Origin of the sequence: Lachnobacterium bovis DSM 14045 (assembly GCF_900107245.1) — a bacterium.
Taxonomy (GTDB): domain Bacteria; phylum Bacillota; class Clostridia; order Lachnospirales; family Lachnospiraceae; genus Roseburia; species Roseburia bovis.
Genome location: NZ_FNPG01000029.1, coordinates 1 through 14,172 on the forward strand (window position 1 = coordinate 1; position 14,172 = coordinate 14,172).

The following is a 14,172-nucleotide window of genomic DNA, read 5'->3' on the forward strand; positions in this document are numbered from 1 at the left end:
TAAGTGTGGTAAGTGATATTATACTACATGTGCCACGGCGATGGGCACAAAACGAAAACTTAAAGATAACACTTACGGGGTGTGGCTCAGCTTGGCTAGAGCGCCTGGTTTGGGACCAGGAGGTCGCAGGTTCGAATCCTGTCACCCCGATTCTGCGGGTGTAGTTCAATGGTAGAACACCAGCCTTCCAAGCTGGATACGTGGGTTCGATTCCCATCACCCGCTTAACTATAGAAATAGTTATGTGTTCGTAGCTCAGCTGGATAGAGCAACGGCCTTCTAAGCCGTGGGTCGGGGGTTCGAATCCCTTCGAGCACATTTGATACATAGTTATCATGGTGGGTATAGCACAGCTGGTTAGCGCGTCGGATTGTGGTTCCGAAGGTCGTGGGTTCGAACCCCACTTCCCACCTTAGTTACAGGAATGTAACATTAAATAAAGGGCTATCGCCAAGCGGTAAGGCACAGGATTTTGATTCCTGCATTCGCTGGTTCGAATCCAGCTAGCCCTGTTATATGGGATATTAGCTCAGTTGGTAGAGCACTTGACTTTTAATCAAGTTGTCCGGGGTTCGAATCCCCGATGTCTCATTTGTCGAGTCACGCTGTAGGGTGTGACTTTTTTTTTACTTGAAAACAGATGACTCATGATGAAAGGCAAAAGTAAGGTGAATAATGATGGATTGTACAATTTATAACAGTAAGATTGTTTTACAAGATGAAGATGGACAAATAATAGCGGGAATTGAATTTCCAAGAGTAAAGAGTAATGTTTGTAAGATCAATAAAGTTTATAGTGCAAAAGAAAAGAATGGAAAAGACTATATTGATACATTAATGAGAAAAGCGGTAAGACATTTTAGATCTCAGAGAATTGAAGTTTTATTAGATAACAATTATGCAAAGAGATGGTTTGAAGCACATCCTGAAATGCAGGATGTATTAGCAGCACAGGCATTGAATAATGGTGCTTCTAATAATGCTAAGATAACTAATAAGAATACCACAAAAAACAAAAAGAAAACTAAGTATGTTACAAGACATAAAAGAAAATTTGGAAATGGATCAAATGATGATAATTCAGACAATAATAGAGGATTTGGCTTGAAATCATTAGAAGAGAATGCTGGTAAAACGGCAAATGTTGGATTAAAGCTTGTTTGTAGAGTGCTTCAATTATTATCTGCGGCTGCACTTGTTGGAGTATGTATATTGTTTAGTTATGTAGCGGTTGGTAAGATTACATATTTTGGTGATCCATTAGATCCAAATAATAAGAGTTCAGTTGCATTCCTATCAGCTTGTGGTTTGTTTTTAGTATTTTGTCTTATTGAATTTAATTGGATTTTATCAAGACCAAGATTTGCAAACAATGGAAGAGTTGTTAGATTAGATGTAGGACGTGGTGTTTTTGTATTTATAGTATTTATTTTAATGGCTTTTACATCTTCATTTATTGTTGATAAGAGCGTTCTACTAGACCAATCTGCAAATATGAACGTTAAAAGTATAAAAGATGGTGTCGTCCTATTTATAAAGTGCTATGGAGTGAATTCTGATAATATAACAAAGATATCAGTTGTAGGGTTAATAATGTGCGTTATTAGAAGATTTATAGGAAGATAACAGTATCAAATAGGTATAAGTAATCGATTATGTTGAAATGTTCAATATTAAGTAATATATAATTATTTAATGCCCGTGAAGCCTGTATTTATTATTAAGTTGGCTTCATGGGCATTTTTTAATTAAATATAGTAACCTTAAATAGGTTAAAAAGATTAATTAGTGGCTTTTTTTTCAAGTTCTGTAATTAGTTTTATATTTTGTTTTTCGTAAGTATTTAACGATGATTCTTTAAAGTCTTTACTTGGCGTTGTTGGAACGTACCAAAGTCTTGTAATAAAATAGTTGAATAGTTTTTGATCATCAAAAATATATCCATGTCTGGCAAAGATTTCATTTCTTAATATCTTTAAAACAGTTTTTGAAGCGCCTTTAAAATCTTCAGCTTTATATAATCTTTCATCAGTGTCAAAAATAGGTGTGATTATAGGTCCAATATCAGTTATTAAGAGTTCTTTCTCACAAAAATCGGTCATGACTTTGTTATAGGAATCTTCTGTTGCAAAAGCATTTCTGAGAATACTTTGTTCTTTAAAAAGATTTTCATTTTCATCAATATTTGGATTATTTATGTCGTATTTTTTGAATTTTTTTAGATCTATTGTAAACTTTGAAGAAATGGAATTTGAGTTTTTGTTAGTTGCTTTGTTGCCTTCTGTTGATTTTTCTGTTAATGTTGCAGGACTTGAATCATCATTTTTTGAAGAGTCCTTTTTGAATGAATTTTGCGTAGAAGTGTTATTCTTATTTGATTTTTGCGTGGAATAATGTTTTGATGTGTTATTTTTTTCAGTTGTTCCATTATTTGAAGAACAACCTAAGATTGATACTAATGTAATACATAGAATGGTACAAATACAAAGATGTTTTTTTGACTGCATTTTTATTTCCTCCTCTTTATTAAATAAATGTTATAAAGTTGTTTGTTAAAATCAAATTGAAAAAAGTAAATTGTATATCTTATAGAAAAATTATAGCTGCATTCTAAAAAAATACATATTGTTTATTTGTTGCAAGATAACTTTCATAATAATAATATCATATTTTGATAATAAAGATACTAAATGTTTATTTGTAAAAAACAGTTTCCATCGTAGTGTGAATTATAATTATAACTAATATAAAGAGGCATTATATTAATTAAAAATTATAATAACAAAAATTGTTCGCCGGTGAAAGACGATTGTACGTGAGAAAAAACAAAAAAATCTAAATTTAATTTTAGGAAACTTTAAATTATATTATGTTCAGTGAAAATAAAAGAATAATTATGGAAATCTTAAAAAAGCCTTAAAATAAACGTTATTTACACTTGTATACAATAATCTTGAAATACAATAAGGGAAACAAAATGAAAAAAGCGCAATTTTTCAAGCTTTTTTCGCCTTTTTCTGACTAATTTTTAGTGCTTTAAAATGTTGACAAAATGAATAATCATAGTATAATAACTTCAGAGAATGATAGTTTTAAATTAATAAAATTGGTACAAAGACGTACACGGGTACACATTGTGGACCTGTGCATTTTTTATATATTTGTAATCAATAATTTATTTTCTTAAAGCATCGATAAACATTTCAATATATATTAGGAATAGGAGTGAATATATTAATGATTTATACTTTGAAAAGAGTATTACTTGCGATAGTTTCCATTGCTATTGTTAGTGCAATTACTTTTTTTGCAATGGAGATGGTTCCAGGCGGTCCATTCAACAAGGAAAAGGCAACAGATCCTGCAACTTTAAAAAAGTTAGAAGAAAGATACGATCTTGATAAACCGATACTTGTTCAGTATGGAAAGTATATGGCTAAGTTTTGCAAGGGTGATTTAGGAGTTTCATTAAAAACAGGAAGAGAGATTGCTCCAGATCTTATGCAGAAATTTAAAATATCTGCTGTACTAGGTGCATGCGCAGCGATAATTGCGATTATAGCTGGAATTGTTTTGGGAAGTATAGCAGCATTAAATAGAAATAAATTACCAGACAGGCTGATAGTGTTCTTTACGACGTTGGGTACGGCAATGCCATCGTTCGTCTTAGCAACATTGTTGTTATGGTTCTTCTGTCAGGAATTAAATCTTATACCTGCATGGTCAAAAGATTCACCTAATTATGTATTACCAATAATTGCTTTATGTGTTTATCCAATGGCATACATTACACGTTTAACAAAAACAAGTATGTTAGATGTTTTAGGACAAGACTTCATCAGAACAGCAAAAGCAAAGGGTGTTAGAAAAAACAAAATAATTTATGTACATGCCTTAAAGAATGCATTAATCCCAGTTATTACATATGTTGGACCTATGGTTGCATATATTTTAACAGGATCAATGGTTGTAGAAAATATTTTTACAATCGGTGGTTTAGGAACAGCGTTTGTTACAGCAATTGTCAACCAGGATTACACTATGATTATGGCTATTACAATATTCTTGGCAATATTGATGGTTGTAGCTAACTTAATCACAGATATTGTTTATAAAATGGTTGATCCAAGAATTGAGTTTAATTAAACTTTGGTGTAAATTACCGAATTTAGAAAGGATAGGTACAGATTATTATGGAACAGTTTAAGAAAAGACAGTTCTTATCTTCACAAATAGATTTAAGTAAATTTAATGCAGACAGCTTTAAAAAGGCAACTGATGAGGAAAAGAAACAGCAAGATGTAATGGGTGAGTCTACTACATTCTTTAAAGATGGAATGAAGAGACTTAGAAAGAATCCACTTGCTATGGGAAGTATTATTGTATTACTTTTATTGATTGTTACTATTTTTGTTGCGCCAATGATTTGCCCATATAAATACTCAGATTTTACAACTGTAAATGGTCGTAGAGATGGTACAGCTACAAATCTTGCACCATTTGAATACTCAGAAAGAGAAATGCAATATATGGATAAAACTGGTAAAGATTTATTCCCACATATTTGTGGTACAGATAATTTGGGACGTGACTATTTTATCAGAGTTATTTATGGTACAAGAGTTTCGCTTGCAGTTGGTTTTGTTTCGGCATTCATGGTATTGATAATTGGTCTTATATATGGAGCAATTGCGGGATATTTTGGTGGAACAATTGATTTGGTTATGATGAGAATTGTAGATATTATTTATTCTCTACCAGATATGCTTATCATTATTCTTTTATCTGTAGTACTTACTCAGAGATTAGAGCCAATGTTGGCAGGAACTATTTTAGCTAAATTAGGAACTAATATGATTTCAATGTTTTTAGTTTTTGCTCTATTATATTGGGTTGGTATGGCAAGATTAATAAGAGGTCAGATTCTTGCAATTAAAAATAATGAATATGTTTTAGCTGCGAGATGTATTGGCACTAAAAACTCAAGAATTTTAAGAAAACACATTTTGCCTAACTGCTTATCAGTTATTATTATTACAACAGCATTACAGGTTCCAAGTGCTATTTTCACAGAAAGTTATTTAAGTTTCTTAGGTTTAGGTATTGCGGCTCCGTTGCCTTCACTTGGAAATCTAGCAAATGATGCACGTTCATCAATTATGTCTTATCCTGAAAGATTAGTTGTTCCTGCTGTTGTGATTTGTTTAATTGTATTAGCGCTTAACTTAATCGGTGATGGATTACGTGATGCATTTGATTCAAAATTGAATTAAGGAGATTAGGAAGAATGAGTATGGAAAATAAAAATATTTTAGAAGTAAAGGATCTTCACACTAGTTTTTTTACAGACGCAGGTGAAGTATGTGCTGTAAATGGTGTTTCATTTAACCTTCAGCCAGGTAAAACACTTGGTATTGTAGGTGAGTCTGGTTCAGGAAAATCAGTTACATCATATTCAATTTTAAGAATTTTAGCTGAAGCTGGAAAAATTACTAGTGGAGAAGTTTTATATAAAGGTGAAGATATAACGAAATGGCCAGAGGATAAAATGCAAAAATTTAGAGGTGAAAAAATCTCTATAATTTTCCAAGATCCTATGACAAGTTTAAATCCTGTTTTTACAATTGGATATCAGTTAGAGGAAGCAATTTTATTACATACAGATAAAACAAAAGATGAGGCTACAAAAAGAGCAATTGAAATGCTTACTTTGGTTGGTGTAAATGAGCCAGTGTCAAGAATGAAACAATATCCACATGAGTTATCTGGTGGTATGAGACAACGTGTAATGATAGCTATGGCTCTTTGTTGTGAACCAGACATCCTTATTGCGGATGAACCTACGACAGCACTTGATGTTACCATTCAGGCGCAGATTCTTGAATTAATGAAGAAACTTCAAGATGAAATGGGAATGGCTATTATAATGGTAACTCATGATTTAGGTGTTATTGCTTCTATGTGTGATGAAATCATGGTTATGTATGGTGGAAGAGTGTGTGAAAGAGGAACAGCTGATGATATCTTCTATAATCCAAGCCATGAATATACAAAAGGTTTATTAAGATCAATTCCAAGAGTAGAAAATATGAATGAAAAGTTAGTACCAATTGGAGGTACACCAATTAACTTATTGAATATGCCAGAAGGTTGCGCATTTTGTCCAAGATGTGATGAGGCAATGAAGATATGTCTTAAAGAAAAACCAGATGAATTGAAAATCGGCGAAGGACATTATGCAAGTTGTTGGATGAATATTAAGAAAATGTACGAAGCACAGGAGGACGTAACAAATGAGCAATAATGACGAATATATTTTAAAGGTCGAACATTTAAAACAATATTTTCCTGTGAAAAAAGGTTTTAAGAAAACAATGCTTAAGGCTGTGGATGATGTTTCTTTTGCAATTAAGCCAGGTGAAACATTAGGATTAGTAGGTGAGTCTGGTTGTGGTAAAACAACAGTTGGACGTACATTGTTAAGATTATATGAGCCAACAGCAGGTAAGATTACATTTAATGGTGAAGTTATTTTTGATACTGGTGAACAGTATGACGAAAACGGAAAAATAATCGTTGATGCAAATGGTAAACCTATTTTAGGTGAAAAAATCAATCATAAGATGTTGCCTTATAGAAAAGAAATGCAGATGGTTTTCCAAGATCCATATTCTTCATTAAATCCTAGAATGACTGTCGAAGATATTATTGGTGAACCACTAGACGTTCATAAAATGTATGCAACAAAGCAAGAGAGAAGAGACAGAATTCTCGAACTTATGGAAATCGTAGGTCTTAATGCTGAGCACGCTATGCGTTATGCGCATGAGTTCTCAGGTGGACAAAGACAAAGAATTGGTATTGCACGTGCACTTGCAGTTAATCCAAAGTTTATTGTTTGTGATGAGGCCGTATCGGCACTTGATGTATCTATTCAAGCTCAGGTAATTAATATGTTTGAAGAATTACAAGAAAAATTAGGTGTAGCATATTTATTTATTGCACATGATTTATTAGTAGTTCGTCATATTTCAGATAGAATTGCAGTTATGTACTTAGGAAAAATAATGGAAATTGCAGATGCTGATGAATTAAATGAAAATCCAATTCATCCATATACTTTAAGCTTATTATCAGCGGTTCCAATTCCAGATCCAGAAACTGCAAGAAAGAGCAAGAGAATTGTTTTAGAGGGTGATGTACCAAGCCCATTAAGAATGCCTACAGGTTGTCCATTTAGAACAAGATGTAGATATGCAACAGAAAAATGCGCTATCGAAAGACCAATTTTAACAGATAGAGGAAATGGTCACATGGTAGCATGTTGGAATAAATAATTTTTTTAGAATATTATGTTGCTACCTATTTAAAAGGGTAGCAACAGGAAGAGTTATATGATTTTGTTAACCCACCCATAATAGGGGTTAAAATATAAAAAAAATAGGAGGATTTTATTATGAAAAAAAGAATAGTATCATTACTACTCGTTGCTGCAATGGCATTTAGTCTTTGCGGATGTGGCTCTAGAGCTAGAAGTAAAAGTGGATCAGATTCAAGTACTAGCTCAAACTCAAACGTAACAGGAAAAGATACAGGCAAAACAACTAAAACAAATAAAGAGAAAGATACATTGTTTGTTAACCTTGCTTCAGAACCAGCTCACCTTGATCCAGCATTAAATAGTACAGTTGATGGAGCATGTTTAGCAGTAAACTCATTTGTAGGTCTTTATACATACGATAAAAACCAAAAATTAGTTCCTGCAATTGCTAAAGGTATGCCAGAAGTATCTAAGGATGGTTTGACATATAAGGTTAAATTAAATAAAACTAAATGGAGCAATGGTGAAGATTTAACAGCAAATGACTTTGTATATAGCTGGAATAGAGTTGTAAACAAAGACACAGCAGCTGATTATGCATACTTATTTGATGTAGTCGCTAAAAAAGATGATGGAACATTAGATGTTACAGCAGATAATGATTATGAACTTACAATTAAATTAGTTAATCCATGTCCATATTTTAACGATTTATTAGCATTCCCTACATTCTTACCAGTTTATCAAAAAGGTGTAGAAGCAGCAGGTGGAACAGAACCAGGTAAGTGGGCTCAAGAACCAGGATTTGTAAGTAATGGTGCATATACTCTTAAAGAGTGGAAACACAATGAAAGCATGGAATACGTTAAAAACCCAAATTATTATGATGCAAAAAATGTAAAAATTAAAAAATTAAGCTTTATGTTAAGTGCAGATACAACTGCTACATATACAGCTTATAACAGTGGAAACGTTGACTTTATCGACGACGTTCCAACAGCAGAAATCAAAACTGTAAAAGATAGTTGTGAATTCCATGTTGCAGATCAATTAGGAACATATTATGCTTGCTTTAATGTAGGTGCTGATCTCTTTAAAGATATGTCACCTGAAAAAGCTGCTAAATTTAGAAAAGCTATCTCACTTTTAATTGATAGACAGTACATTGTTGATTCAGTTGGTCAGACAGGTCAAAAAGAAGCAGATTCATTTGTACCATATGGTATGACAGATGGTAATGGAAAGAAATTTAAAACAAGTAAAGATTCGTTCTATGACTTAGACAAAACAGGTCAGTATGGAGTTAAAGAAGCTAAGAAATTATTAGAACAGTGTGGATATAAATTCAAAAAACAAGGTGAAGATAAATATTCAGTTACACCAGCAATTTCATTACAGTATCTTGTAAATGAAGGTGGCGGACATAAACAAATTGCTGAATGTATGCAACAGGATTTAGCAAGACTTGGTATTGAATTAAATATCAAATCAGAAGATTGGAACGTATTTGTACAAGATCGTAAAGATGGTAAGTTTACATTTGCAAGAGAAGGATGGGTTGCAGATTATAATGATCCAATCAACATGTTAGAAATCTTCACATCTAAATCTGGTAACAATGATGCTCAGTTAGGAAAGACAGATTCTAAAGCAGCTCCAGATTGGAAAGAATATGATGAGCTTATCGATAAAGCGCATAATGAAAAAGATTTTGGTAAACGTGCTAAATTATTACATAAAGCAGAAAAAATGTTAATGGATACTAATGCAGTAATTCCAATTTACTACTACAATGATATTTACATGCAGAAAACAAACGTATCAGGTGTTTATTCTACAGTATTTGGTATGAAATATTTCATGTATGCTACAAAGAAATAATATGGTAGTGTTTTAAAAATCAAAAAGTTCGAAGTTTAATATATATATTTAGAAGAGACCATGTATGCATTGAAGCGCAAGCGTACATGGCCTTTTTTTATTTTATAAAGTAAGAATGAATATATAAAAGTATATACGGAAAGATAAGAATATATAAAAAATAAAAAAACACTTGCATTTTATAAAAAACTATAGTATACTCTAATAGTCGCTTGGCGATGACAATTAAATGTCTGCGGGTGTGGCGGAATTGGCAGACGCGCCAGATTTAGGTTCTGGTGGGAGACCGTGCAGGTTCAAGTCCTGTCACCCGCATTATTAAGAAGTGTGAAGTTGAGTATATCTCAGGTTTGCGCTTTTTTTATTTACATAAATCTATTCAGGATCTAAAAATGTATTTAAAAAGAGGATGTTTTTCAATGGAAGCTCCTATCGGTATAATTTATAAAAAAATTATATTTTTTATAAAAAATTTTGATTTTTTTCCAATATATGATAATATAAATATATATGTTTTAAATGTCTCAAAGCATGTTTTAGAATATGTATGTTATTACGTAGACAAAAAAATAGCATGGAGGATACTAGATTGCAGACAGTAAAAATTAAGAGTAACAGATATGGTATCAACCTTGTATTAGATGAACATGTGGCTTTTGAGGAGCTTTTAAAAGATGTACAGGTAAAATTTGAGGAAGCTGCTAAGTTTTTCCAAAATGCCAGCATGGCACTTGAATTTGAAGGAAGAAAACTTACGCAGAAGGAAGAAAATCAGATTTTAGAAGTCATTAAAAAAACATCTGCGATTAACGTGGTATGCGTTGTAGATCGTGATGAATCTAAAGAAGCTCTGTATAGACAGCACGTAGAAGAGGCAATTGGACAAGCTAGTACGCAATTAAATGGAAAACAATCGAAGCGTTTAGCAACTAGATTACAGGCTGATAAAGGGGTTATTTCAAAAGTTTCACAAAGTGAATCAGAAGGTGAATTGAATCAAATAGAAAGGGCAGAAGGCTTTTACAGAGGAACATTACGCTCAGGACAGGTTCTCGAGAGTCAAAGCGGAGTTGTTATAATTGGTGATGTAAATCCAGGGGCAAAAGTTATTTCATATGGAAATATTGTTATATTAGGTGCTCTAAAGGGTGTAGCATTTGCTGGTGCTGGTGGAGATGATGAGTGTGTTATTGTAGCATTGAACATGCAGCCATTACAAGTACAGATAAGCAACATTTTAGCTAAGAGTCCAGATGAACAGAAACCACGTAGAAGAGGACGACCTAGAAAAAAACAAAAAGAAATACCATATGATCCACAGATTGCTTTTGCAAAAAATGGCAACATCTACATTGAATCAATTTCAAGGGATGTTATCAAATCATTATTAAGTGATTAATGTTTAAAGAGTATTAATACTTAGAAGTTATATGTTTAAATAACAACACGATTTAGGAGGGAATTCGCATGGGCGAGGTTATCGTTATTACTTCAGGAAAAGGTGGAGTAGGTAAGACAACAACTACAGCAAACGTAGGTACAGGTTTAGCACAACTTAATAAAAAAGTTGTTTTAATAGATACAGATATAGGATTACGTAACTTAGACGTAGTTATGGGACTAGAAAATAGAATAGTATACAATTTAGTTGATGTAGTAGAAGGTAATTGTAAAGTAAAACAAGCTTTAATTAAAGATAAGAAACATCCAGAGTTATTCTTATTACCTTCTGCACAGACAAGAGATAAAACATCTGTAGCACCAGAACAGATGAAAAAGCTTACAGACGAGCTAAAAGAAGAATTTGATTATGTATTGTTAGATTGCCCAGCAGGTATAGAACAGGGCTTTATGAATGCAATTGCAGGTGCAGATAGAGCATTGGTAGTTACTACACCAGAGGTGTCAGCAATTAGGGATGCTGATAGAATTATAGGTTTATTAGAAGCCAATGAAATTAAACAATCACAATTGGTTGTAAATAGAGTAAGAATGGATATGGTTTCTAGAGGCGATATGATGTCTGTTGATGATGTTTGTGAGATTTTAGCAATACCATTAATTGGAGCTGTTCCGGATGATGAGAATATCGTTATTTCAACTAATCAAGGTGAACCTCTTGTTGGCTCGGATTGCTTAGCGGGACAGGCTTATTCGAATATTTGTAGAAGAATTCTAGGGGAAGAAGTACCATTCCTTGATTTGTCAGAATCAAAAGGAGTGTTTGGTAAGTTAAAAGGTTTATTTCATAAATAATTAGGAGGTGGCTATTATGGCTTTAGCAGATCTTTTTAAGAAAAAGAGCTCAGGAAATGTAGCAAAAGATCGTTTGAAATTTGTATTGGTTTCGGATCGTGCCAATTGTTCACCGGATACTATGAAACTTCTTCGCGACGACATTATTAAGGTGATATCAAAATATATGGAAATCGATCCAGAAGGGTTGGATATTCAAATAACAGAGACAGAATCAGAAAATAGAAACGGAAGAGTTCCAGCATTATATGCTAATATTCCAATAAGAGATATGAGACATTCAAGTAGATAAAAAAAAACCATTTTTGCGTATGTTGATGAGACGTAGCAGAAATGGTTTTTATATTATTGTGTAAAGTGTCGCAATTTTTTGAAAGGAAAGTGGCAAAAAAAGCATAAAAAACAAGCAATAACGTGATTGACCGTGTAAAAAAATGATGCTATAATAAAAAAAGTTTATATAATAAGGACGTGATTAGGCATTTGTTGTTAGATTAGAGGGGGCTAATATCAGCGGATGCTATTTTTGTACTATAATTAAGAGTTGGAATAAAAGGAAAATGAAAGACAAGATATATGAAATATTTCAAAGAATTGGTCGGAGTTTTATGGTTCCGATTGCAATTTTACCTATTGTTGGATTTTTGCTAGGAATAGGTAGTTCGTTTACTAATCAATCAACAATTGATCTGTATAATTTACAGGGAATACTTGGAAAAGGACATTTTTTATATGGAGTTTTTTTTACATTTAAAAATGTTTCAAAAATAATTTTTAGTAATATACCAATTATTTTTGCAGTGGGTGTAGCTGGTGGAATGGCAAAAAAACAAAAAGAAGTAGCGGCACTATCTGCTATGATATCGTATTTTGTTATGAATAGTACTATAAGTTCTTTGCTTAGATTATTTAATTATGTTGACAAGAATAACACGCCAACGTCAGCACTATCAAGTGGAGCTGTGGATAATGTTTGCGGTATTGTGACATTGCAAACAGGAGTGTTAGGTGGAATAATTGTAGGACTAGGTGTGGCGGCTTTGCATAATAAGTTCTATAGAATTAAATTACCTAATGCAATTTCTTTTTTTGGTGGAGCACGTTTTGTACCTATAATATCAATAATAACGTATTTTTTTGTGGGCGTTATTATGTTTTATGTATGGCCAATTGTCCAATCGTGTATACTCAGTTTGGGTTACATAATAACAAAGAGCAGTTACTTAGGGACATTATTGTTTGGTATAATCAAAAGATTGTTAATTCCGTTAGGGTTGCATCATGTTTTCTACATTCCGTTTTGGCAGACTCCGCTTGGGGGAACGGTTAAAGTTGGAAATAAGATGATTTCAGGAGCACAAAATATCTTTTTTGCACAATTGTCAGATTTAAATCATGTAAGCAAATTTAGTATGGATGCGACTAGATTTTTTAGTGGAGAATACATTTTTATGATGTTTGGATTGCCAGGAGCGGCTTTGGCGATTTATCAATGCGCTAAAAAAGAAAACAAAGAAAAGGTAGCTGGAATTATGGTATCAGCGGCTCTTGCGTCAATTTTGACAGGGATAACTGAGCCAATAGAATTTGCCTTTTTGTTTGTTGCTCCAGTCTTATTTGGAATTCATGTTCTTCTTGCAGGAAGTGCATATGTAGTTGCACAGTTGTTGCACATAACGATATGTTTTACATTTTCTGCGGGAGCGATAGATTTTATATTGTTTGGCATTCTGCCAGGTAATTCAAGGACAAATTGGATTCTTGTTATACCGGTAGGAATAATATATTTTATTTTGTACAATAGAATTTTTAAATTTGTTATATTAAAATTTGACATAAAAACTATGGGTCGCGAAGACAAAAAAATGAAAGTTGATTCGTCAGAGATTATAGATAAATCAGATGATGTAAGAATATTTGAAGTAACGCAAACGAAAGAAATTGTAGCGGCATTAGGTGGAAAAAAGAATATAACAGATTTAGATTGCTGTGCAACAAGGCTACGTGTAAATCTTGTAAAGAAAGAATTATTAAATAAAAATCTATTAAAAGGAACTGGTGCAACCGGTGTGGTCCTTAAGGGAAAAAGTGTACAAATTATTTATGGACCAAGAGTTACAGTTATAAAATCAGATATTGAAGAATATTTGGAAAGATGTCCAAATGTTGAAATAAATACCACTGGGATTGATGAAGAAATACATGAAAAAAGTAAGAAAAGATGTAATAAAAAACCATCAAAGGTAGTGACAATTCTTAGCCCAATGGAAGGTGAGGCTTTAGAATTGTCAAAGTGTCATGATGAGGCCTTTGCGCAAGGAATGATGGGAGAAGGGGCATTAGTAACTCCAAAAGATGAATATGTATACGCCCCTGATGATGGATTAGTTGGATTTATTTTTGATACAAATCATGCGATTGGATTTCTAACTGATCAAGGAATCAGTTTATTAATTCATGTGGGAATAGATACAATGAAATTGGATGGAAAAGGTATAGAAATACTTGTCGATGTTGGCCAAAAAGTAAAAAAAGGTGACGCAATAATGCACTTAGATTTAGATTATTTAAAAAATCATACGGAAACGATTTCGTCACCTATAATTTGTACAGATGCATCAGATAATATGGATATTAAGCTACTTGCATCTGGAAAAGTTAAAGCTTTAGAACCTTTATTTGATATATATTTTTACAGATAATAGGAAAATGGA

The 14,172-nt window shown here is 32.7% G+C and carries 11 protein-coding genes and 7 tRNA genes; 17 read left to right on the plus strand and 1 reads right to left on the minus strand.

Translation table 11 applies throughout. The features are described from left to right. The first annotated feature begins 75 nt into the window (after window positions 1-75). From BLV79_RS10560 to BLV79_RS10590, 7 genes are all read left to right on the plus strand, one after another. Window positions 76-150, plus strand: a tRNA-Pro gene (locus BLV79_RS10560). A gap of 4 nt (window positions 151-154) precedes the next feature. Beyond that, window positions 155-225: transfer RNA gene (locus BLV79_RS10565), tRNA-Gly, on the plus strand. A gap of 19 nt (window positions 226-244) precedes the next feature. Then, window positions 245-318 (plus strand) — tRNA-Arg (locus tag BLV79_RS10570). A 19-nt stretch (window positions 319-337) separates the two neighbouring features. After that, window positions 338-413, plus strand: a tRNA-His gene (locus tag BLV79_RS10575). A 27-nt stretch (window positions 414-440) separates the two neighbouring features. Then, window positions 441-512: transfer RNA gene (locus tag BLV79_RS10580), tRNA-Gln, on the plus strand. Between the two features lie 6 nt (window positions 513-518). Next, a tRNA-Lys gene (locus tag BLV79_RS10585) sits at window positions 519-591 on the plus strand. A gap of 87 nt (window positions 592-678) precedes the next feature. After that, on the plus strand, window positions 679-1,626 hold the full coding sequence (locus BLV79_RS10590) for an N-acetyltransferase (RefSeq protein WP_074718801.1): 948 nt from the start codon (window positions 679-681) through the stop codon (window positions 1,624-1,626). A 155-nt stretch (window positions 1,627-1,781) separates the two neighbouring features. Here the strand turns inward: BLV79_RS10590 and BLV79_RS10595 are convergent, their stop codons facing one another. After that, window positions 1,782-2,507 (minus strand): YARHG domain-containing protein, encoded by a 726-nt coding sequence (locus BLV79_RS10595; protein WP_074718803.1) that lies wholly within the window; start codon window positions 2,505-2,507, stop codon window positions 1,782-1,784. A 730-nt stretch (window positions 2,508-3,237) separates the two neighbouring features. On the opposite strand from BLV79_RS10595, the gene BLV79_RS10600 reads away from it, so the two are divergent. The 10 genes from BLV79_RS10600 (at window position 3,238) to BLV79_RS10650 (ending at window position 14,160) form a co-directional block, all read left to right on the plus strand. After that, window positions 3,238-4,146 (plus strand): ABC transporter permease, encoded by a 909-nt coding sequence (locus BLV79_RS10600; RefSeq protein ID WP_074718805.1) that lies wholly within the window; start codon window positions 3,238-3,240, stop codon window positions 4,144-4,146. Window positions 4,147-4,193: 47 nt separating this feature from the next. Further along, complete coding sequence (locus BLV79_RS10605) at window positions 4,194-5,273, plus strand: ABC transporter permease (protein WP_074718807.1); 1,080 nt, start codon at window positions 4,194-4,196, stop codon at window positions 5,271-5,273. Window positions 5,274-5,287: 14 nt separating this feature from the next. After that, on the plus strand, window positions 5,288-6,304 hold the full coding sequence (locus tag BLV79_RS10610) for an ABC transporter ATP-binding protein (RefSeq protein ID WP_074718809.1): 1,017 nt from the start codon (window positions 5,288-5,290) through the stop codon (window positions 6,302-6,304). Then, window positions 6,294-7,337 (plus strand): ABC transporter ATP-binding protein, encoded by a 1,044-nt coding sequence (locus BLV79_RS10615; protein WP_074718811.1) that lies wholly within the window; start codon window positions 6,294-6,296, stop codon window positions 7,335-7,337. Before BLV79_RS10610 ends, BLV79_RS10615 begins: the two co-directional genes overlap by 11 nt. Window positions 7,338-7,456: 119 nt before the next feature. Next, on the plus strand, window positions 7,457-9,202 hold the full coding sequence (locus tag BLV79_RS10620) for a peptide ABC transporter substrate-binding protein (RefSeq protein ID WP_074718813.1): 1,746 nt from the start codon (window positions 7,457-7,459) through the stop codon (window positions 9,200-9,202). Between the two features lie 235 nt (window positions 9,203-9,437). Next, window positions 9,438-9,517, plus strand: a tRNA-Leu gene (locus BLV79_RS10625). 274 nt (window positions 9,518-9,791) lie between these two features. Then, window positions 9,792-10,601: a septum site-determining protein MinC gene (minC, locus tag BLV79_RS10635; RefSeq protein WP_242871462.1), complete on the plus strand. Its 810-nt coding sequence runs from the start codon at window positions 9,792-9,794 to the stop codon at window positions 10,599-10,601. 68 nt (window positions 10,602-10,669) lie between these two features. Further along, entirely contained in the window at window positions 10,670-11,458 is a 789-nt protein-coding gene (minD, locus tag BLV79_RS10640; protein ID WP_074718819.1) for a septum site-determining protein MinD, read from the plus strand. 16 nt (window positions 11,459-11,474) lie between these two features. Beyond that, window positions 11,475-11,750, plus strand: a complete 276-nt coding sequence (minE, locus tag BLV79_RS10645) for a cell division topological specificity factor MinE (RefSeq protein WP_074718821.1) — start codon at window positions 11,475-11,477, stop codon at window positions 11,748-11,750. 268 nt (window positions 11,751-12,018) lie between these two features. Then, window positions 12,019-14,160 carry a PTS sugar transporter subunit IIABC gene (locus BLV79_RS10650; RefSeq protein WP_074718823.1) on the plus strand — a complete coding sequence of 714 codons (2,142 nt, stop codon included), beginning with the start codon at window positions 12,019-12,021 and terminating at the stop codon, window positions 14,158-14,160. The last annotated feature ends 12 nt before the right edge of the window (window positions 14,161-14,172 follow it).